The 19395-nt window shown below is 69.9% G+C and carries 23 protein-coding genes; 9 read left to right on the plus strand and 14 right to left on the minus strand.

What is annotated here, in order from left to right:
• From QSK22_RS20795 to clpB, 5 genes are all read left to right on the plus strand, one after another.
• On the plus strand, window positions 1–803 hold an 803-nt coding region (locus tag QSK22_RS20795), incomplete at its 5' end, for an Hsp70 family protein (RefSeq protein WP_285495930.1).
• Complete coding sequence (gene grpE, locus QSK22_RS20800) at window positions 800–1546, plus strand: nucleotide exchange factor GrpE (RefSeq protein ID WP_285495931.1); 747 nt, start codon at window positions 800–802, stop codon at window positions 1544–1546. The genes QSK22_RS20795 and grpE, both read left to right, overlap by 4 nt.
• Before the next feature lie 95 nt (window positions 1547–1641).
• A complete protein-coding gene (gene dnaJ, locus QSK22_RS20805; protein ID WP_285495932.1) occupies window positions 1642–2808 on the plus strand; it encodes a molecular chaperone DnaJ in 1167 nt (388 codons plus the stop codon).
• 7 nt (window positions 2809–2815) lie between these two features.
• On the plus strand, window positions 2816–3262 hold the full coding sequence (locus QSK22_RS20810) for a heat shock protein transcriptional repressor HspR (protein ID WP_285495933.1): 447 nt from the start codon (window positions 2816–2818) through the stop codon (window positions 3260–3262).
• 48 nt (window positions 3263–3310) lie between these two features.
• Complete coding sequence (gene clpB / locus QSK22_RS20815) at window positions 3311–5908, plus strand: ATP-dependent chaperone ClpB (RefSeq protein WP_285495934.1); 2598 nt, start codon at window positions 3311–3313, stop codon at window positions 5906–5908.
• Window positions 5909–5950: 42 nt separating this feature from the next.
• Here the strand turns inward: clpB and QSK22_RS20820 are convergent, their stop codons facing one another.
• The 4 genes from QSK22_RS20820 to leuA all read right to left on the minus strand — a co-directional run bounded on the left by QSK22_RS20820 (window position 5951) and on the right by leuA (window position 9763).
• Window positions 5951–6076, minus strand: coding sequence for a hypothetical protein (locus QSK22_RS20820; protein WP_285495935.1), 126 nt, complete (start codon window positions 6074–6076; stop codon window positions 5951–5953).
• 97 nt (window positions 6077–6173) lie between these two features.
• Entirely contained in the window at window positions 6174–7454 is a 1281-nt protein-coding gene (locus QSK22_RS20825) for a hypothetical protein (RefSeq protein ID WP_285495936.1), read from the minus strand.
• A gap of 180 nt (window positions 7455–7634) precedes the next feature.
• Window positions 7635–7982: a hypothetical protein gene (locus QSK22_RS20830; RefSeq protein WP_285495937.1), complete on the minus strand. Its 348-nt coding sequence runs from the start codon at window positions 7980–7982 to the stop codon at window positions 7635–7637.
• 101 nt (window positions 7983–8083) lie between these two features.
• The gene (leuA, locus tag QSK22_RS20835; protein WP_285496100.1) at window positions 8084–9763 is read right to left on the minus strand and encodes a 2-isopropylmalate synthase; all 1680 of its coding nucleotides are present in this window, start codon (window positions 9761–9763) and stop codon (window positions 8084–8086) included.
• A 251-nt stretch (window positions 9764–10014) separates the two neighbouring features.
• Here leuA and QSK22_RS20840 point away from each other — a divergent pair, with 251 nt between their 5' ends.
• Complete coding sequence (locus QSK22_RS20840; protein ID WP_285495939.1) at window positions 10015–10695, plus strand: FadR/GntR family transcriptional regulator; 681 nt, start codon at window positions 10015–10017, stop codon at window positions 10693–10695.
• A 104-nt stretch (window positions 10696–10799) separates the two neighbouring features.
• Window positions 10800–11015 carry a hypothetical protein gene (locus QSK22_RS20845; RefSeq protein WP_285495940.1) on the plus strand — a complete coding sequence of 72 codons (216 nt, stop codon included), beginning with the start codon at window positions 10800–10802 and terminating at the stop codon, window positions 11013–11015.
• 117 nt (window positions 11016–11132) lie between these two features.
• Here QSK22_RS20845 and QSK22_RS20850 read toward each other — a convergent pair whose 3' ends face one another.
• The 7 genes from QSK22_RS20850 to QSK22_RS20880 all read right to left on the minus strand — a co-directional run bounded on the left by QSK22_RS20850 (window position 11133) and on the right by QSK22_RS20880 (window position 14171).
• Window positions 11133–12014 (minus strand): UTRA domain-containing protein, encoded by an 882-nt coding sequence (locus tag QSK22_RS20850; protein ID WP_352231463.1) that lies wholly within the window; start codon window positions 12012–12014, stop codon window positions 11133–11135.
• 115 nt (window positions 12015–12129) lie between these two features.
• Window positions 12130–12333, minus strand: coding sequence for a DUF397 domain-containing protein (locus QSK22_RS20855; protein ID WP_285495941.1), 204 nt, complete (start codon window positions 12331–12333; stop codon window positions 12130–12132).
• A gap of 41 nt (window positions 12334–12374) precedes the next feature.
• Window positions 12375–12581 (minus strand): DUF397 domain-containing protein, encoded by a 207-nt coding sequence (locus tag QSK22_RS20860; protein WP_285495942.1) that lies wholly within the window; start codon window positions 12579–12581, stop codon window positions 12375–12377.
• A gap of 38 nt (window positions 12582–12619) precedes the next feature.
• Complete coding sequence (locus QSK22_RS20865) at window positions 12620–12820, minus strand: DUF397 domain-containing protein (RefSeq protein ID WP_285495943.1); 201 nt, start codon at window positions 12818–12820, stop codon at window positions 12620–12622.
• Between the two features lie 34 nt (window positions 12821–12854).
• Window positions 12855–13058: a DUF397 domain-containing protein gene (locus tag QSK22_RS20870; protein ID WP_285496102.1), complete on the minus strand. Its 204-nt coding sequence runs from the start codon at window positions 13056–13058 to the stop codon at window positions 12855–12857.
• Between the two features lie 41 nt (window positions 13059–13099).
• On the minus strand, window positions 13100–13306 hold the full coding sequence (locus QSK22_RS20875; protein ID WP_285495944.1) for a DUF397 domain-containing protein: 207 nt from the start codon (window positions 13304–13306) through the stop codon (window positions 13100–13102).
• A 19-nt stretch (window positions 13307–13325) separates the two neighbouring features.
• The gene (locus tag QSK22_RS20880; RefSeq protein ID WP_285495945.1) at window positions 13326–14171 is read right to left on the minus strand and encodes a helix-turn-helix domain-containing protein; all 846 of its coding nucleotides are present in this window, start codon (window positions 14169–14171) and stop codon (window positions 13326–13328) included.
• A gap of 1563 nt (window positions 14172–15734) precedes the next feature.
• Here QSK22_RS20880 and QSK22_RS20885 point away from each other — a divergent pair.
• Complete coding sequence (locus QSK22_RS20885; protein WP_285495946.1) at window positions 15735–16226, plus strand: hypothetical protein; 492 nt, start codon at window positions 15735–15737, stop codon at window positions 16224–16226.
• Window positions 16227–16255: 29 nt separating this feature from the next.
• On the opposite strand, the gene QSK22_RS20890 is transcribed toward QSK22_RS20885, so the two are convergent.
• From QSK22_RS20890 to QSK22_RS20900, 3 genes are all read right to left on the minus strand, one after another.
• On the minus strand, window positions 16256–16486 hold the full coding sequence (locus QSK22_RS20890) for a TetR/AcrR family transcriptional regulator C-terminal domain-containing protein (RefSeq protein ID WP_285495947.1): 231 nt from the start codon (window positions 16484–16486) through the stop codon (window positions 16256–16258).
• A gap of 149 nt (window positions 16487–16635) precedes the next feature.
• Window positions 16636–17739: a HigA family addiction module antitoxin gene (locus QSK22_RS20895; protein ID WP_285495948.1), complete on the minus strand. Its 1104-nt coding sequence runs from the start codon at window positions 17737–17739 to the stop codon at window positions 16636–16638.
• A gap of 31 nt (window positions 17740–17770) precedes the next feature.
• Window positions 17771–18136 carry a type II toxin-antitoxin system RelE/ParE family toxin gene (locus QSK22_RS20900; protein WP_285495949.1) on the minus strand — a complete coding sequence of 122 codons (366 nt, stop codon included), beginning with the start codon at window positions 18134–18136 and terminating at the stop codon, window positions 17771–17773.
• A gap of 246 nt (window positions 18137–18382) precedes the next feature.
• Between QSK22_RS20900 and QSK22_RS20905 the strand changes: the two genes are divergently transcribed.
• Window positions 18383–19369 (plus strand): SMP-30/gluconolactonase/LRE family protein, encoded by a 987-nt coding sequence (locus QSK22_RS20905; protein ID WP_285495950.1) that lies wholly within the window; start codon window positions 18383–18385, stop codon window positions 19367–19369.
• The last annotated feature ends 26 nt before the right edge of the window (window positions 19370–19395 follow it).

The raw sequence follows: 19395 nt of genomic DNA on the forward strand, positions 1-19395 counted from the left end.
AGGGCGAGGTGAAGGACGTCCTGCTGCTGGACGTCACGCCGCTGAGCCTGGGGATCGAGACCAAGGGCGGCATCTTCACCAAGATCATCGAGCGGAACACCACCATCCCGACCAAGCGGTCGGAGGTGTTCACCACCGCCGACGACAACCAGCCGTCCGTGGAGATCCAGGTCTTCCAGGGCGAGCGGGAGATCGCCGCCTACAACAAGAAGCTGGGCACCTTCCAGCTGACCGGCATCCCGCCGGCGCCGCGCGGCGTGCCGCAGATCGAGGTCACCTTCGACATCGACGCCAACGGCATCGTCAACGTCTCGGCCAAGGACCTGGGCACGGGCAAGCAGCAGTCGATGACCATCACCGGCGGCTCGGCCCTGCCCAAGGAGGACATCGAGCGGATGATGCGGGAGGCCGAGCAGTACGCGGAGGAGGACCGCAAGCGCAAGGAGCAGGCCGAGACCCGCAACCAGGCCGAGACGCTGGCCTACTCGACCGAGAAGTTCCTCAAGGAGAACACCGACAAGGTGCCCGAGGACGTCAAGAAGGAGGTCGAGGAGGCGATCGCCGAGGTCAAGAAGAACCTCGAGGGCAGCGACGTCGACGCCATCCGCGCAAGCTCCGAGAAGCTCGCGCAGGTCAGCCAGAAGATGGGCGCCGCCATCTACGCCCAGAACCAGTCCGCGGGCGACGGCGCGACCGCCGGCGCCGACGCGGGGGCGTCCGGTGACGGGCAGGCCCAGCAGGACGACGAGGTCGTCGACGCCGAGATCGTCGACGAGGACAAGCCGAAGGGTGGTGCCGCGTGACGACCCCTCCCACCAAGGGCGAGGGCGAGGAGCGCGAGGCCCCGGTCATCCGCGACCGGCGGCGCATCGACCCCGAGACCGGCAAGGTCCGCGAGGGCGCCCAGGCCGCGCCGGAGTCCGCCAAGGACTCCGGCGGGGCGGGGGCGGCCGACTCGGGGCAGGCGCCACCCGGCGGGGGGACCTCGGCCGGCGAGCAGGAGCTCCGCGCCCAGCTCGACGAACGCACCGCCGACCTGCAGCGGCTGAAGGCCGAGTTCGACAACTACCGCAAGCGGGTCGAGCGCGACCGGCAGGCCGTCCGCGAGCAGGCCCTGGCCAACGTGCTGAACGAGCTGCTGCCGGTGCTGGACGACATCGGCCGCGCCCGCGAGCACGACGAGCTGACCGGCGGGTTCAAGTCGGTCGGCGAAGCGCTGGAGGCCGTGGTCGGCAAGCTCGGGCTGGAGAAGTTCGGGGAGAAGGGCGAGCCCTTCGACCCGATGGTGCATGAGGCGCTCATGCACTCCTATTCGCCCGACGTGACCGACACCACCTGCGTGGACGTGCTGCAGCCGGGCTACCGGATCGGCGAGCGCGTGCTGCGGCCCGCGCGCGTCGCGGTGGCCGAGCCCGCCCCCGGGCAGGCCGCCGCCGAGGGCGGCGATGCCGCTGAGGGCGCGTCCGAGGGCGCGTCCGGCGGCGACTCCGGCGGCGCGTCCGCCGACGGAAGCGGCGGGCAGCCCAAGGCCGGCGACGGCGAGTAGACCCCTTCCGCGACGGTCCCGCCTCGGCGACGATGATCGGGGCGGGACCGTCCAGGACGAACGAAGAACGTGGCGCGAGCAGAGAGCGGGGCATCGTGAGCACCAAGGACTACCTGGAGAAGGACTACTACAAGGTCCTCGGTGTCTCGAAGACGGCCTCGCAGGACGAGATCAAGAAGGCTTACCGCAGGCTGGCCCGCAAGTACCACCCGGACGCCAACAAGGGCGACGCCGACGCCGAGGACCGCTTCAAGGAGGTGTCCGAGGCCTACGACGTCCTGTCCGACGAGAAGCGGCGCAAGGAGTACGACACGCTGCGGTCGATGCCGGGCGGGTTCCGCGGCGGCCAGCCGGGCGGCGGCTTCGGCTTCGACCTGGGGGACCTCTTCGGGCAGACCGGGGGCGCGGGCGGCGGCGCCGGCGAGCGGCTCGGCGACCTGTTCGGCGGGCTGTTCGGACGCGGCGGCACCCGCACCACCACCGGCGCCGGACGCCGGGCCAGGCGCGGCACCGACGTCGAGACCGAGGTGACGCTGTCGTTCGGCAAGTCGCTGTCGGGTGCGACCGTGCCGCTGCGGCTGACCAGCGAGGCGGCGTGCCCGCACTGCCGGGGCACCGGCGCCCGCAGCGGCACCGTGCCGCGCGTGTGCCCGTCCTGCGAGGGCACCGGCCTGGAGACCCGCAACCTGGGCAGCTTCGGCTTTCAGGAGCCGTGCAAGGAGTGCCGCGGCCGCGGGCTGGTGGTGGACGACCCGTGCCCGAACTGCCGCGGCAGCGGCCGGGCGGCCGGCACCCGCACCATCCAGGCCCGCATCCCGGCGGGGGTGAAGGACGGGCAGAAGATTCGGCTCAAGGGCAAGGGGGCGCCCGGCGAGAACGGCGGCCCGGCCGGCGACCTGTACGTCAACATCAAGGTGCGGCCGCATCCGGTGTTCGGCCGCAGCGGCGACAACCTGACCCTGACGGTCCCGGTGACCTTCCCGGAGGCCGCGCTGGGCGCCGAGATCAAGGTGCCGACGTTCGGCGGGCAGCCGGTGACGCTGCGCCTGCCGGAGGGCACCCCCAACGGCCGCACCTTCCGGGTGCGCGGCCGGGGTGCGACCCGGCGCGACGGCACCAAGGGCGACCTGCTGGTCACCGTGGAGGTGCACGTGCCGCAGAAGGTCGACGACCCGACGCGCGAGGCGCTGAAACGGCTGCGGGCCGCGGGCGGCGGTGACGAGCTGCGCGGCGAGCTGCTCCGGCAGGCCAGGGAGGAGTGAGCGTTCCATGGAACCGTTCGGCGACGACACCCCGGTCTACGTGATCTCCGTGGCGGCGCAGCTGTCCGGCCTGCACCCGCAGACGCTGCGCACCTACGACCGGCTGGGGCTGGTGTCGCCCGGCCGCACGGCCGGGCGCGGCCGCCGCTATTCGATGCGCGACATCGTGCAGCTGCGCGAGATCCAGCGGCTCTCCCAGGAGGAGGGCATCAACCTGTCGGGCATCAAGCACATCCTCGAACTGCAGCGCGAGAACGTCCGGCTCCAGGAGGAGCTGGCGGCGGCCCGCGCCGCGCTGGAGGAGCTGACCAACGAACTCGAATCGACCCGCGCCGTCGCGGCGCGCCTGGCGCAGCAGCGGCGTCGCGGTGACACCGGCGGCACCTCCGGCGGCGACCTCGTGCCGATCCGCCGCACCAGCGTGGTGCTGTGGCACGAGCGCCGCTCCGACTAGCGCCGCCGCGAACGGCCCCGTCCGGGCCGAGGGGGAGCTGATCGCACCATGGATTACAAGCTGACGCACAAGAGCCAGGAGGCGGTGTCGGTCGCGGTCCGCCGGGCCGCGGCCGAGGGCCACCCGCAGGTGGAGCCGCCGCACCTGCTCTCGGCGCTGATCGGGTTGACCGACGGGACGGCGGTGCCGCTGCTGGAGGCGGTCGGCGCCGACTGGCGACAGGTGCGGCGCCGCGCCGAGGAGCTGCTGGAGCGGCTGCCGAAGGCGGCGGGCGCGACGGTGTCGTCCCCGCAGCTGTCCCGTCAGCTGATCGTGGCGATGAACACGGCCGCCAACCAGGCGCGGCGGCTGGAGGACGAGTACGTCTCCACCGAGCACCTGCTGGTCGGCCTGGCGTCCGACGGCGGGACGGTGGCCGACCTGCTCAAGGAGTTCGGCGCCACCCCGCAGGCGCTGCTGGAGGCGTTCGAGCGGGTGCGCGGGCACGCCCGCGTCACCAGCGAGAACCCGGAGGACACCTACCAGGCGCTGGAGAAGTACGGCGTCGATCTGACCGCGCGGGCCCGGGAGGGCCGGCTCGACCCGGTGATCGGCCGCGACACCGAGATCCGCCGCGTGGTGCAGGTGCTGTCGCGGCGCACCAAGAACAACCCGGTGCTGATCGGCGAGCCCGGCGTCGGCAAGACCGCCGTGGTGGAGGGCCTGGCGCAGCGGATCGTGGCCGGGGACGTCCCCGAGTCGCTGCGCGACAAGCGGCTGGTCGCGCTGGACCTCGGCGCGATGGTGGCGGGCGCCAAGTACCGGGGCGAGTTCGAGGAGCGCCTCAAGGCGGTGCTGAACGAGATCAAGGCCGCCGAGGGCCGGATCATCACGTTCATCGACGAGCTGCACACCGTGGTCGGTGCGGGCGGCGCCGAGGGCGCGATGGACGCCGGCAACATGCTCAAGCCGATGCTGGCCCGCGGCGAACTGCGCATGATCGGCGCGACCACGCTGGACGAGTACCGCGAGCGGATCGAGAAGGACGCCGCGCTGGAGCGCCGGTTCCAGCAGGTGTACGTGGGCGAGCCGTCGGTGGAGGACACGGTCGCGATCCTGCGCGGTCTCAAGGGCCGCTACGAGGCGCACCACAAGGTGCAGATCAACGACTCGGCGCTGGTGGCGGCCGCGTCGCTGTCCGACCGGTACATCACCGCCAGGTTCCTGCCGGACAAGGCGATCGACCTGGTGGACGAGGCCGCATCCCGGCTGCGCATGGAGATCGACTCGCGTCCGGTCGAGATCGACGAGCTGCAGCGCACCGTCGACCGGATGCGCATGGAGGAGCTGGCCCTGGCCAAGGAGACCGACGAGGCGTCCCGGGAGCGGCTGGAGCGGCTGCGCAAGGACCTGGCCGACCGGCAGGAGCAGCTCAACGCGCTCAACGCCCGCTGGGACCGGGAGAAGGCCGGGCTGAACCGGGTCGGCGAGCTCAAGGAGCGCATCGACCAGCTGCGCGGCGAGGCCGAGCGCGCCCAACGCGACGGCGACCTGGAGACCTCGGCCCGCCTGATGTACGGGGAGATCCCCGCGCTGGAGAAGCAGCTGCGGGAGGCCGCCGAGCAGGCCGAGACCCGCGAGGCGATGGTGAAGGAGGAGGTCGGCCCGGACGACGTCGCCGAGGTCGTCGCGTCCTGGACCGGCATCCCCGCGGGCCGCCTGCTGGAGGGCGAGACCGCCAAGCTGCTGCGCATGGAGGAGGAGATCGGCAAGCGCCTGGTGGGGCAGACCGCCGCGGTGCGCGCGGTGTCGGACGCGGTGCGCCGCGCCCGCACCGGCATCTCCGACCCCGACCGGCCGACCGGGTCGTTCCTGTTCCTCGGCCCGACCGGCGTCGGCAAGACCGAGCTGGCCAAGGCTTTGGCGGAGTTCCTGTTCGACGACGAGCGGGCGCTGACCCGCATCGACATGAGCGAGTACTCCGAGAAGCACAGCGTGGCCCGGCTGGTCGGCGCCCCGCCCGGCTATGTCGGCTACGAGGAGGGCGGCCAGCTCACCGAGGCGGTGCGGCGCCGCCCGTACTCGGTGATCCTGCTGGACGAGGTGGAGAAGGCCCACCCGGAGGTCTTCGACATCCTGCTGCAGGTGCTGGACGACGGCCGGCTGACCGACGGGCAGGGCCACACGGTCGACTTCCGCAACACGATCCTGATCCTGACGTCCAACCTGGGGTCGCAGTTCCTCATGGACGCCGACCTGTCGGACACCGCCAAGCGGTCGGCCGTCATGGAGACCGTCCGGGCGTCGTTCAAGCCGGAGTTCCTCAACCGGCTGGACGAGGTGATCGTGTTCGACACGCTGTCCACCGAGGAGCTGACCGGCATCGTCGATCTGCAGATCGACCGGCTGCGGCGGCGGCTGGCCGACCGCCGGCTGACGCTGACCGTGACCGAGGCGGCCCGCGAGTGGCTGGCGCTGACCGGGTTCGACCCGCAGTACGGCGCCCGTCCGCTGCGCCGCCTGGTGCAGTCGGCCATCGGCGACCAGCTGGCCCGCGCCCTGCTGTCGGGCGAGGTCCGCGACGGCGACGAGGTGGTGGTCGACCGCGCCGGGGACGCCGACGCGCTCACCGTGGCGCCCGCCCGCGCGGTCGACCTGGCCAAGTGACCGCGGCCATCTGATCCCGGCCGTGTGATGCCCGCTGACCGGTCACCGGCCCTCGTACCGGTGACCGGTCAGCGCGTTCGCCGGGTTGCGCGGCGGCGGCAGCGCACCCGCCGCCAGCACGGCGACCAGCAGCGCGATCAGGATTCTCATCCGCCTGCGTCCGCTCATGCCTGCGAATGTAGGCGGCGCCGACCCTCCGCCCCAGGGAGCCAGCTCCCCGAACCCGAGTGGGGCCAACCCGACCCCGCCCGCCGCCGGGCGGGCGTCACGTGTGGATGCCGAACCCGTAGTCGCTGCCGTGGCCGCCGTAGTAGTGCGTCGTCCGGCGGGGCGGTCTCTGGGCCCGTTCGCGCTCCCATTCGGCGCGCAACTCGCGGTCGCGTTCCAGTTCGTCACGGTCGTTGAGGCGCGCCACGCCGGGCCCGAACCAGTCCTCGGCCAGGTCGAGGAGCGAGGAGGGGAACTTCGGGGCGATCGGTTCTCCCGCCGGGGTCGTCCCGGCGTACGGCGGCAGCCGCTCGGCGATGGCGGCCAGCTCACGCTCGGAGACGCGGACCGCTTCCTCGTCCCAGTCCACCAGGTGCAGGCGAAAGCGCTTTTCCTGCGCCTCCTTGATGACGTCCCCGAGCCCGCTGAGCTTCTGGCCGGTCTCGGCGGGCGCCACCACGTCGGAGCGGGTGATGCGGAACTCGTCCCCTTCGGCGGGCGCCAGGTACCACAGCTCCCGCTGCTGCCAGGCGAAGAGCCGGGCGATCTGCGCGCCCATCCGCGGAAAAGCCTTCGCGGTCTCCTCCGCCTGGGCGCGCACCTCGTCGTGGACCGGCCGATACTGCTCGGACGCGCGCAGAAGGCGGTCGTACCCGTCGGCCAGCGCCGACTGCCAGCGGGCGAACCGCCGGCGGGTGCGCCAGGGCGACGGCGAGATCCGCTTCCCGTCATCGCACCAGACGCGGCTGAGCCGTTCGACCACGTCGTCGATCTCGGTGAGATACGCGATGGCGGCGTCCTGCCAGCGCTTGATGTCCCTGTCTTCCGCCGCGATGTGGACCGTCCCCACCACCGGGGCCGCATACGGGTCGTCGTCGGCGAAACCCGCCTTGCGGCAGGGTTCAACCGACGGTTCGAAGGTGTAGGGGTCGGCGTCCGCAGACACCTGGATGCTCAAGGTAGGGCCCCACGTCCGCGCCTTGGTGTAGGAGGCCACGTACAGGTCGCACAGCGCCGACAGCCGCTCCTCGTAGATCGGGGGGAACCATTCGGCAGCGGGACGGCAGCGACGCAGGATCACACACGGGGCCTGCCACGTCATGTGGTACCGACGGCCGTAGATGCTGCCGGGTTTCGGCACCGTCACCTCGTTTTCCTCGAATGGGGAAATCTGGTCCAAGCCCAGTACCGACAGATTCCGCCCCCAGTGCCCCTTGAACAGCGTCTTCGCAATATGCGGCAGCCGCTCTTGCCCGTCCGGCAGCAGCCACGGCTGCCGCCCGCTGTCCGACCCGCCGGTCCGATGCCACCTCCTGCGCCAGCGCGCCCTGTCGCCCATGCTGCTCCCCGTAACCAGCGCCGAACAACGGTCAATACAGGAGTGATACCCACGAATTAGCTCGGACGGGTAAGACCACCGCTCGCGGTGGCGCAGGTCGGTGAAGCAGGAACCCACCGAGGTGCCGCATGAGCGGCACGGCAGGAATCCCCGCCCTTCAGGGCGGGGAGGACGTCAACGTCAGCGTACGGAGCCGCTCAGGTTGCTGGTGCCGCTGCCCGTCCCCTCGGCGCGGGTGATGGGGCGGCCGTCGACGTAGGCCACAGCGCTCACCTGGCCGTCGTCCTTGCGCTGGATGGCGACCTTCCAGGTGTCCGTGCCCTGCTTGGTGAGCTTGATCTCCTTACGCCAGGGCAGCGTGACCTGGGACTCGGTCGTGGAATCGCCGTTGATCTCGTAGGTGATGGAGACCTTGCCCTCGCCGGTGACGTCGAGGGTGAGCGTGTGCGGCTCGTCCTCGGACGAGCAGGCGGCCGACAGAAGCATGACGGCGGCCAAAGCCAGCGGCCACCTGCCACGTGTGATCATATGATCGCTCCTCGCGACGGTCACCGACAAAGTACAAGAGATCAGAAACCCGCACCAGCGCCAACCGGCATGCCGGGATCCGGCCGGGCGCGGGCACCCGGTCATCGCGCGCGGTTCACGGCCGACAGCAGCGCCCGCACCGACGCCGTCAGCAGCGACGTGCCGAGACCGGCGCCCCAGCGCACCAACCCGTCCACACGGCACTCGACGTATGCGACCGCGGTGGCGTCGGCCCCCTGCTGCGCGGCCTGCTCGACGTGCTGCAGCACGTCCACCTTGATGCCTGCATTCGCCAACGCGTCGGTGAGCGCGTCCAAGGGGCCGTTGCCCGTGCCCGTGTACTCGCCCTCCTCCCCGTCGACGCGCAGCACACCGGTGAAGTCGTGCCGCTCGGGCCCGGTGTGGACGGTGCGCCACTCCACCGGCACGACCGGCCCCTCGTCCGCCCTGTCCAGGTACTCGGCGCGGAAGAGGTCCCACAGCTGCGCGGCGGTGACCTCCGTGCCGCTGTCGTCCGTGAAACGCTGCACGACCTGCGAGAACTCGATCTGCAGCCGCCGGGGCAGGTCCACCCCGTACTCGCTGCGCAGCAGGTACGACACGCCGCCCTTCCCCGACTGGCTGTTGACGCGGATCACCGCGGCGTAGTCGCGGCCGACGTCCGCCGGATCGATCGGCAGGTACGGCACGTCCCACGGCGCCTCCCGCTCCGGCACGCCGAGGTCGGCGGCGCGGCGCGCGTGGTGCGCCATGCCCTTGGCGATCGCGTCCTGGTGGGTGCCGGAGAACGCGGTGTAGACCAGGTCGCCCGCGTACGGGTGGCGTGCGTGCACGGGCAGCCGGTTGCAGTGCTCGACCGTGCGGCGGATCTCGTCGATGTCGGAGAAGTCGATCTGGGGATCGACGCCCTGCGCGTGCAGGTTCAGCGCCAGCGTCACCAGATCGACGTTGCCGGTGCGCTCGCCGTTGCCGAACAGGCACCCCTCGACCCGCTGCGCGCCCGCCAGCAGCGCCAGCTCGGCGCACGCCACCCCGGTGCCCCGGTCGTTGTGCGGATGCACCGAGAGGATCACCGCGTCGCGGTCCGCCAGGTGGCGGTGCATGTACTCGATCTGGTCGGCGTACACGTTGGGCGTCGCGATCTCGACGGTGACGGGCAGGTTGTGGATGACGGGCCGGTCGGGCGACGCCTCCCACAGCCGGGTCAGGCTGTCGCAGACCTCCAGCGCGTAGTCCGGCTCGGTGAGCATGAACGTCTCCGGCGAGAACTCCATGCGCACCCCGGGACACCGGGACGCCAGCCGTCCGACGTGCGCGGCGGCCTCCAGGATGAGAGCGTGCAGCTCGGCCCGATCGCGACCGAGCACCACCTCGCGCCAGGTCGGCGCGGTGGCGGTGTACAGGTGGACGACCGCGCGCGGCAGCCCCTCGATCGAAGCGAACGTCCGCTCGATCAGGTCGGCGCGGGCGGCGGTGAACACCACCGGTGTCACGTCGTCGGGCACCGCGTCCGCCTCGGCCAGGTGCCGGACGAAGTCGAAATCGGTCTGGCTGGCCGATGGGTAACCGACCTCGATCTCCTTGAAACCCATGGCCGTGAACAGGTCGAACATCTCGCGCTTGCGCGCGGGGTCCATCGGCTCGGCCAGGGCCTGGTTTCCGTCGCGCAGGTCCACCGGCACCCACAGGGGCGCGCTTTCGATGCGCTTGTCAGGCCAGGTGCGGTCGATGACGGGCAGGGGTACGCGCTCGTGCGCCGGGCGGTAGCGGTGGTACGGCATCGCGCTGCCGCGCTGCGGGTTCCACCACGGCGCGTCGTCGGGCACCGGGCCTTCGGGGGTGTGCAGGGTCGGGAACGCTTTCACGTGTCCTCCTTGACGAGACCGGTCGTCGACGGACCGGCGGCGTCGATCCCCGCGGCGGGGTGCCGGTCCGGTCAGGCCCCGCCGCGGCGGACGAGAAGCAGACCACGCGTCGGCATGCGGGGTACTCTAGCCATCTGTCAGCTTGTCAGACAAGCAGAGGTGTTGCGGTGCTTCGTCCGAGCCCCTTGGTGGACCAGGCCGTCCGGCACCTGCGCGAGCGGATCGCCGCAGGTGACTGGCCGGTCGGCTGCAAGCTTCCCGGCGAGACGACCTTGGCCCGGGAGTTGGGCGTCGGGCGCTCCACCGTCCGCGAGGCCATCCGCGCTCTTGCCGGGGCCGGCCTGGTGCGCACCCGGCAGGGCGCGGGCGTGTTCGTCGTCGCCACCGAGCCGGTCGAGGACTTCGCGACCCGGCTGCGCCGCGCCTCGGTCGCGGACGTCTACGAGATCCGCCTGATGGTCGAGATCCGCGCCGCCGAACTCGCCGCCGAACGCCGCACCGACGCCGACATCGCCGCCATGGACGCCCGGCTGGCCGCCCGTCGCGAGGCCGAGGCGAGCGGCGACGACGCCGCGTTCATCGACGCCGACATCGCCCTGCACGTCGCCGTCGTCTCCGCCGCGCACAACCCGGTGCTGTCGGACCTGTTCGCCACGTTCGTCCCCGTGCTGCGCGACGGCCTGCTCGACCTGGTGAAGCTCGTCGACGTCCACGCGGCCGACGCCAACGGCCACGCCGCCCACGCCGCCCTCGTCGAGGCGATCCGCGACCGCTCCCCCGCCGAGGCGGGCCGCATCATCCGCACGGAACTCGAACGCACGCTGCGCCACCTCGTCCACGGCTCCTAAAGCAGGGCGGCGCGCCCCACATCAAACGCACAAAACGCTGAAATGCGACGGCCGAACAAGCCGAAAGCCTTGGCGGCGGCATGTCAGCCTGATATCAACGGCACATGGCGAAATACCGCACCCGTGACGGTCACAAGGTCACCTTCGGCGCCACAGTTTGGGCCCAGAACGGGACCGGACCGTTCACCATCACGGAACCCGGCCCGGCCTACGGCTCACCGCCGAAAGGCTGGGTGCTCATGATTGGCGCAGACGGCGAAGAGCGACTCCACGCCCCGGAAGACATCTCGCTCTACTACTACGCGACAAAACCCGTCTAGCCCCGACACCTCCTGACAAAACACCCCTCAACCTGCACAAACCACAAAACCACGACAAGCGTTCACCAGAGGCGCCCGTGCAGATCCGACAGGATCTGCACGGGATCAAGCATGGCCTTAAAACTCGTCAAGGCCGCCGACCTGGCCGATGGTGAAGATATGCCGCGTGGCGGAGCAAATCGTCTCCAGCGTGTGCACGGGAGTGTCTTCGGTGGAGTAGGACGCCCGCAGAACCTGCACCACCCACTCGCCCGGGTCCAGTTCGAGCGTGTCGGCCTCGAACCGCGTCGCGGGACGCGCGGTCAGCGTCTCCTCCGCATGCCCGAAGGCATACCCGAGCGCCTCGATCGCCGCCTGCAGAGACGGCTTGACGAACTCGGGCTCGGCGATGCGCGTGCCGCCGAAGAGGTCGGCCCGGAAATAGGACGTGGCGATCCGCACCGGGACGTCGTTGGCGGTCATCATCTTGCGCCGCGCGATGATCTCGTCCCCCGGCTGCACCCGCAGACACGCCGCGACGTGCTCGGACGCGGGCTCGAGGCCGACGTACAGCATGCGGCGCCCGGGCCGGATCCCCTGCCGCTCGGCCTCGGTCATGAACAGCGAGGCCGACCCGCGCGTCGCCGGGTCGGTCGGCAACGCGCGCTGCACGATGACCTTCGGCCCCTGGCTCACCGGCGCCGCCGGCGCCTTGGCCGCCGGGCCCTTGCGCATCTGCGAGACGCGCCCGGGCGTGACGCCGAGCGCCCGAGCGATCTCCTCCAGACTGTGCCCCGCCTCGCGGGCCTCGGCGATCGCGCCACGGCGGATCCGCGCCGCCTCCTCCATGAGCCCCTGCTGCTCGGTCATGGCGCGACTGACCGCCCGCGCCCGCTCGATCGGATCGGCGATGGCGGCGATGTCACGCAGCATCCTCAAGTCCACGAGAGCGCTTAAACCCTTCCCGGCCGACTCCAAAGCCTCTTTCAGCGTGAACACAGCCGCCCAGTGCGTCTGCATACCTTCACGTACTGTGACGGGTGCAGACGACACCAGACAAGGCCACCGGCACAACCAACGGCCTTGATCAATCCGGCCGCGTCGGCGTCAGCCCAAATCAGAGACGCACCCGCCGTCAGAGGTCGTAGGTCCCCTGCTTGATCTCCGACAGCAGGGCCACCCACCGGCCACGGTCGATGGTCAGGTACCCGACCTCGAGGGCCTTGGAGTCACGCACACCGCGTGCGCCTTCAATCCGCGCCACCTCAACGCACTCGCCGCCGGTGCTGCCACTGTAAGAACTCTTGCGCCACACGACGCAGCGCGGATCATCCCTCATGGGCACTACGCCCACCCTTCCGCCTGGCGCAGGCGCCAAGCTCACAGGTCGTAGGCTCCCTGCTTGATCTGTGACAGCAGGCCGCTCCACGCGCTACGCGTCACGATCAAGAACGCACCCTCAGGGTCCTTGGAGTCACGGACCGCGTTGACCGCCCCAACCCGCGCAACCTCAACGCAGTCCGACTGCGTCGGCAGACTGTAGGAACTCTTGCGCCATACAACGCCGCCCGCCTGACTTCGAGGCATGCTCCTCGCCTCCTCCTGAGCCCCCCTCCACGAGGCGCCTACAAGTCGTAGTCCCCGCGCTTGATCTTCGAAAGCAACCCGCCCCACGCGGCGGCATCCAAGGTCAGGAACCCACCGCCCGGGTTCTTGGAGTCCCGAACCAGGCGGTGGCTGCCGACAGCACAGGCCTCTACGCAGCCAGATCCTTCGCTGTAGCTGCTCTTACGGAAGACGACTTCGGTGAGATTCGCCAGGAGCATGTCACCTCGCTTCCGCCTGGCGCAGGCGCCAGGCTCACAGGTCGTAGGTGCCCTGCTTGATCTCCGCCAGCAGGGCCACCCACCGGCCACGGTCGATGGCCAGGTACCCGACCTGGGGCGCCTTGGAATCACGCACACCACACGCGTCTTCCAGCCGCGCCACCTCAACGCACTCGCCACCCGAGCTGCCACTGCGAGAACTCTTGCGCCACACGACGCAGCGCGGATCATCCCTCATGGGCACTACGCCCACCCTTCCGCCTGGCGCAGGCGCCAGGCTCACAGGTCGTAGGCTCCCTGCTTGATCTGTGACAGCAGGCCGCTCCACGCGCTACGCGTCACGATCAAGAACGCACCCTCAGGGTCCTTGGAGTCACGGACCGCGTTGACCGCCCCAACCCGCGCAACCTCAACGCAGTCCGACTGCGTCGGCAGACTGTAGGAGCTCTTGCGCCACGCAGCCGCCTTAAGATCCGAAACCTTCATGACTAACCTTCTTTCTCGTCTACAGTCGCGCCGCGATCTTGTCGATCAAGGCAATGAATCGTTCTGGATCTGGCGCCTTGGCGCGAAGGTGATCAAAAACCTGGTTATATCTGTAGACATCAGACTCGTCCTCAAGATACAGCTCGCCGGTGAGGTGTTCCAGATACACACCGCTAACCGGCATCGGCCCGGCGAAGTCCAGGATCGCGAAGGGGACACCCATCGCCGAGTGGAGACCGGCCTCGAACGGCAGGACTTGGAGCGTGACGTTGGGGAGGCTTGCCACCTCGCGTAGCCGGTCCAACTGCTCGTTCATGACCTCCCTCCCACCAACCATCCGGTGGAGCACCGTCTCGTCGATGACCGCCCACAGGTGAAGGGGGTTATCCCCTGCGAGGCGGGCCTGCCTTGCGATGCGTGCCTCCATACGGCGGTCGATGACACTGTCAGGCAGGGCAGGCCGCACAGACCTGAGCAGCGCTTTGATGTAGCCCCTGGTTTGCAGGAGTCCCGGGACCACTTGGGCTTGATAGGTCCGCACGGCAGAGGCCTCCGCCTCGAAGCCGACATAGGGGCTGGCGATCACATCGGAGTACTTGTGCCACCACGCCGGCTTGCGAGCCTCCCTCGCCAAGGTGATCAAGGCTTGACGCTTTTGATCGTCCGCAAGCCCATATTCCTCCAGCATGAGGCGCACGTCGCCGGGCGTCACTCGAGTCCGCCCAGTCTCGATACGCGAGATCTTGGCCTTGGACCAGTCAAGCCGCGCTGCTGCATCCTCCATCGAAAGTCCGGCCTGCTCGCGTAGGCGCAACAACTCGCGACGGAGCTGCCGCCCGCGAAACGTTTCGATCCTCGTCGCCATGGCTGGAGTCTCCCGCTTGCACAGCGCCACTCAGTGCGTGATGGCCAAAAAATCATGAAACGTCTTGAAGAGAAACGTTGCACAGCGCACCCGTCTCAGTCAACACTAACAGCAACACCTTGAATACACAGGGTGATCAATGGAATGGGACGTCTGTCCCACTTTGCGACACCTGCTCAAGCCAAGACGTTGCCAAGGAGGTGGCTCCCGATGGTGAGGTTTCGTCCGCCCAACCTGGCCGCGGGTGGGGCGTGTGCCTGGCGGCTTCCGGTGGACGAGAGCGGGCCGGCTGCGGCGCGGTTCTTGCTGCATCAGGTCATGGCCGGGCTCGGCCTGGAGCGCGGCCTCATCGAGGACGGCAAGCTCGCGGTATCCGAGACGGCCACCAACGCGCTGAGGCACGCGCAGCCGCACACGGTCTCCGCGGGAACCGCAGCACCGCCCCTGAGCTGTGGATATGGGCCCGGACGGTCCCCGCTCCGCAACTCGTCGTCTCGATCTTCGACTGCGCCAGACACGCCCTCCCCCGCACCGCAGGCACCGGTCTGCTGGACGAGCACGGCAAGGGCCTCGATCTCGTCGCCGCGGTCACCGCCGACTGGGGAACCGGCCCGTCTCGATCGCGGCTGTCCACGCAGCGCACGCCCGGCAAGACCGTCTGGTTCGCGCTGCCCCTGCCCTTCCGCTGGCCAGGCCGCCACCTGCGCATACACCCCGGCACCGCCGCGCAGACGCTGACACTGAACCTGAGCAAACGCGGCTACACCGGCAGACGCAGCAGCGACGAGCAAGGCGTCTCCGTGGTGGAACTGCCCGGGCTGAACGTTTGGGTCCTCCCACAGCACTTCTGCTGGCAGCCCGCGCCGGGCCGCTGCGTCCGACGTCCCCTCATCGACCTCCAAGAGACCGCCGAACTCCTCGTCCGCCACCTTGAAAGCACCCCCGCCCACCGCCCCACCGCAACACCGCCCCACCAGCCCCGTCCTGGCATCACCACCCCGGCACGCCACAGGACCTGTGAACGCCGGGCTGTTGGACGGTTCGTCGCGCTTCTCTGAGCTCTCGCCCTGGAAGCAGCGCCCGCAGTCGCCGTCCGAGCTTCTGGCTTCACCACCGCCACCGCAGCGGCTGAAACCACCGGGGCCAGCCAGGCCCCCACGGCGACGGCCGCATGGCTCCAAGGAAAGGTTTCCGTGCCCTCCGGTTGAGGGCCCCACACCGATCCCCAAGATCATCCCCATCGCCGACGAGCCAGGCCGTCAGTCAGCACCATCGGCCGACATGCGGACGACCAATTCGGCTCGGGCGGCTCCACCGCGGAGACACCGTCGCCGTGGCGCCGGCTTCCGTGGGACGCGTAGGTGATAGGGCGAAGAGCGTCTGGGTCCTCCCACAGCACTTCTGCCGGCGCCCCGAAGCGGGCCGCTGCGTCCGACACCCCCTCATCGATTTCCAAGAGTCCGCCGAACTTCTCGTCCGCCAAGCCCATGAACGGGTTCGTATCTCTGACGCGCGGGCAGGTTCGGGATCATGCTCGGTCACGTTCTGCTATGAAGGCCTACCATGAGTCACATCACGCTCGTCAGGCGTGCGTTCCCGCTGCTCGTCGCCGTGCTCGCGGCGGCCGGCTGCTCCTCGTCGTCCGACCGGCCCGCGGCGGACAAGAGCGCGACCGCCACCCCGCTGCTTCCGCTGCCGCATCCCGAGCTGACCGGCGCGGACGACGCCGACGTGAAGGCGTGCAAGGACGCCGACTGCGAGATCGTCGTCCGGGGCAGGTCCACCGCCATCCCGCTGGATCAGAAGTTCGGCATCACGACGTTCCTGCTCACCCACGTGCCGCCCGACAAGGTGACCTACGTCGTCATCCGGACGAACGGCGAGTCCACACAGGCCTTCCAACGGGGCACCGGCAGGTTCAGCCTGGACGCGGGACTCACCGTCACCGTGCGGAAGATCGACCACACGGGCGCCGTCGTCCGCTTCGAGCCGAAGGCCCGCGACGGCGACAAGGACCGGATCACCGGCTCAAGGGGCGCCGCCATCTACAACTGACGAATCTTCTCGACGAGGAGTCGCAGTCCTTAGGTGCAGTGCTCCTCCGGTGCAGCGCGGCCAGGTGGTCCGCCGCGGCCGGCATGTGCGGGTGGCGCATCGGGGTCGAGCGCACCGGTGAGACGCTCGGCGGCGGGCTGAGGTGTCGCGGCGGCGAGCTGCTCTTCAGCGGCGTGGCCGACGACGTAATAGGTGAGGGCGTCCACCGCCCACACGGCGTCGCGGTCGTCGAGGCCCGCCTCGCGCAGGATGCCGATCATCGTCCCACCGCTCCCCTGCATGCGCCCATTGGGTGGCGGCAGACGCCTGCCCGGCACCGTCGGCCCTCCGGCCTCACGTCCTGGCTGCACGTCTTGACGTCAAGGCGGCCACACCGCATTCGGCGGCCGCATCACAAGGAGAGACACACCTAGGCGGGGCAGAACTCGGAGAAGTCGATCTCGCGGGTGTGCTTGCCCCGCATGCGCGCCTTGCCGGGCAGGCGTACGATCACCACGCTCACGCCGACACCGATCCGGTCGGCGAACTTCCGCACCTCGTCCGGGCCGTCCAGTGAGTCCAGGGCGGCCGCCTGGTCCGGCGGGATCAGCAGGTCGCGCGCGAACGCGTCCGCCTCGCGCTCCCTCGGGTCGACGCCGGGGCGGCCGTCATGGATCCACACCATCGACTTGCTCCGGCCGTGCTTGAGGACCTGGTGGATCGCCCGGAAGAAGGTGGACCACAGCTCACCCGCACTGTCGTGGCGAGTGCTCAGCGCGACCATCGCCTTGTCCGCCGACAGCCATCGGGTCATGCCCTTGACGTGCGTGTCGGCGAAATCCGGGACGATGACGACCGCGACGCCGTTGCGCGCGCAGATGTCGCGCATCAGCGGCAGCAGCACACCCGGCGGCTGCAACGTCAGCTGCCGGAGTTTGTCGAGCGACGCTTCCAGCCCCTGACGGCTGTACGGCTTGCAGGAGATGTCGCGGGCCTTGAGCTCGGCGAGCCGCAGGAGCGTCGCGACCGCCCCCGGTCTGGCGCCGGGGGCTTTGGTGCGCTGGAAGTCGAGTGCGGGTGCCTCGTACAGCTCCCGGTAGGTCGACACGTGGGCGACGCCGAAGAACATCAGAAGCTGGTGTACGCGGTCGCGCGGGTCGTCCGGCTCAGCGGGGAGGTCACCGCGCCGAACCAGGTCGGAGACGGGCAGCTCCGCCAGCCATGCGGTCAGTTCCGCCATGTCCCCGCGATGCCGCAGACGCTGCCGTGCGGACTGGTAGTCGGCCTCCAGCCGGTTCCACATCCGCGCCGACATGCCGGTGACCAGTTCGAGCCGCTGGGCCACCTCGGGGGACAGCGGAACCAGCCCCTGGATCAGCTGGTTGACATGTTTGGCCGTCAGCCCCAGCCGGACGGCGAGCTGCCGCTGGCTCATGCCGAGTTCGTCCAGGAACTCCCTGATGGTCTCGCCGGGAGGCACGGCGTAGTCCGGTTCACCCGCCGGATAGACGTCAACCACCGGTTCCTTGGTCACCGTCGCTCCTCCTCCCCTCGATCCCGGTCATTCATTCGTGGTAGTCAACGATCTCGGTGACCAGCGCGGCCACCTCGCCCGGGGCGCTCGGCGCCTCCCGTTCGTCTTCGATGGCGATCAGCCGGAACCCGCTCTCCTCACCATCCCTCCCCGTGAGCAGCTGAAAGACCAGACGCCAGCCCGCATGCAGCGTCATTGCGTAACAGCCCGCGCGGTCCCCGTGCAGGGGATGGCACTTGCCAGGGGCGCGCATGACATCGTCCAGCGACTCGGCCGCCGCCAGGGCCGCGAGCCGCAACTTGATCTTCCTGGCTCCCTCGGCGCCGTACTCCCTCCGCAGTTCCCGATCGTCAGCACATCGATCGCGCAGTCGCCGATCGGCGAAGTACACCTTCAACCGTCGGCCTCCCCTTAAGTATGCACCTGATAGGTAAACGTCAACCCTGTCGGTGAGGGAAAGACTCTGACACAGATCTACGCCAGAGGGAAATTGATCTACATGGCCTTTGCCTTGCCGGCTTGACACCGCAGGTTGACGGGTGCCGGCGCGCCGCAGCGGGACGACGCGGCGGGGGCGGGTGGCGCGGTTCGGCCACGGGAAAGGGCTTTCCCAAGCGGTGCGGTCCCTGGAAATCTTGACCGCATGAGAGAACGGACGATCTCCATCAGCCGCCGCTTCACCGTGGCCGCGGCCTCGCTCGCCGCCCTCGGGCCGGTCGCCGCCACGGCGCCCGCCGCACACGCCGCGGCCGCCCCCGCGGGCGTCGTCGCGCGGCACCACGCGGCGTACCCGGCATCGTTCGCGCTGCCGGACGGGTTCCGGCCCGAAGGCATCGCGATCGGCTCCGGGCCGTACGCCTACCTGGGCTCGCTCGCGGACGGCAGCATCTACCGCGCCGACCTGCGCACCGGAAAGGGCAAGGTGATCAGCCGGGGCCCCGGCACCCCGACGACCGGGGTGAAGATCGACGCAGCCGGGCGGTTGTTCGCCTCCGGAGGCGGCGCCGGCGACGCCCGCGTCATCGACACCCGCACCGGAAAGGTGCTGGCGTCCTACCAGCTGGGCAGCGGCACCACGTTCATCAACGACGTGGTGCTCACCGGGGACGCGGCCTGGTTCACCGACTCGATGTCCCCCCAGCCCGCCCTCTACAAGCTCGCGCTGGGACGCGGCGGCAAGCTCCCCAAGGCCGCGCAGCGCCTTCCGTTGTCGGGCGACTTCGTCTACGACCCGTCCGGGCACAACGCCAACGGCATTGCCAGGACGCCCGACGGCAAGGGCCTGCTGGTCGTGCAGAGCACCACGGGCAAGCTGTTCAGGGTCGATCCCAAGACGGGGGTCGCGCGCACCGTCGACTTGGGCGGCGAGTCGGTGGTCAACGGCGACGGCCTGCTGCTGCGGGGCAACACCCTGTACGTGGTGCAGAACCGCACCAACGCCGTGGCCGTGCTGAAGGTGAACGACAAGGGCACGTCCGCGAAGGTGCTGCGCCGCATCACCGACCCCCGCTTCGACGTACCGACGACCGTGGCCGCGTTCAAGGGACGCCTGTACCTGCCCAACGCGCGCTTCACCACCACCCCCACTCCGACCACGCCCTACAACGTCGTGTCCGTGAACGCTCGCTGAGTATTTCGGCCGGGGCCCGGGAGCCG

The sequence above is a fragment of the Actinomadura sp. NBRC 104425 genome (assembly GCF_030269545.1).
Classification (GTDB): Bacteria; Actinomycetota; Actinomycetes; order Streptosporangiales; family Streptosporangiaceae; genus Spirillospora; species Spirillospora keratinilytica.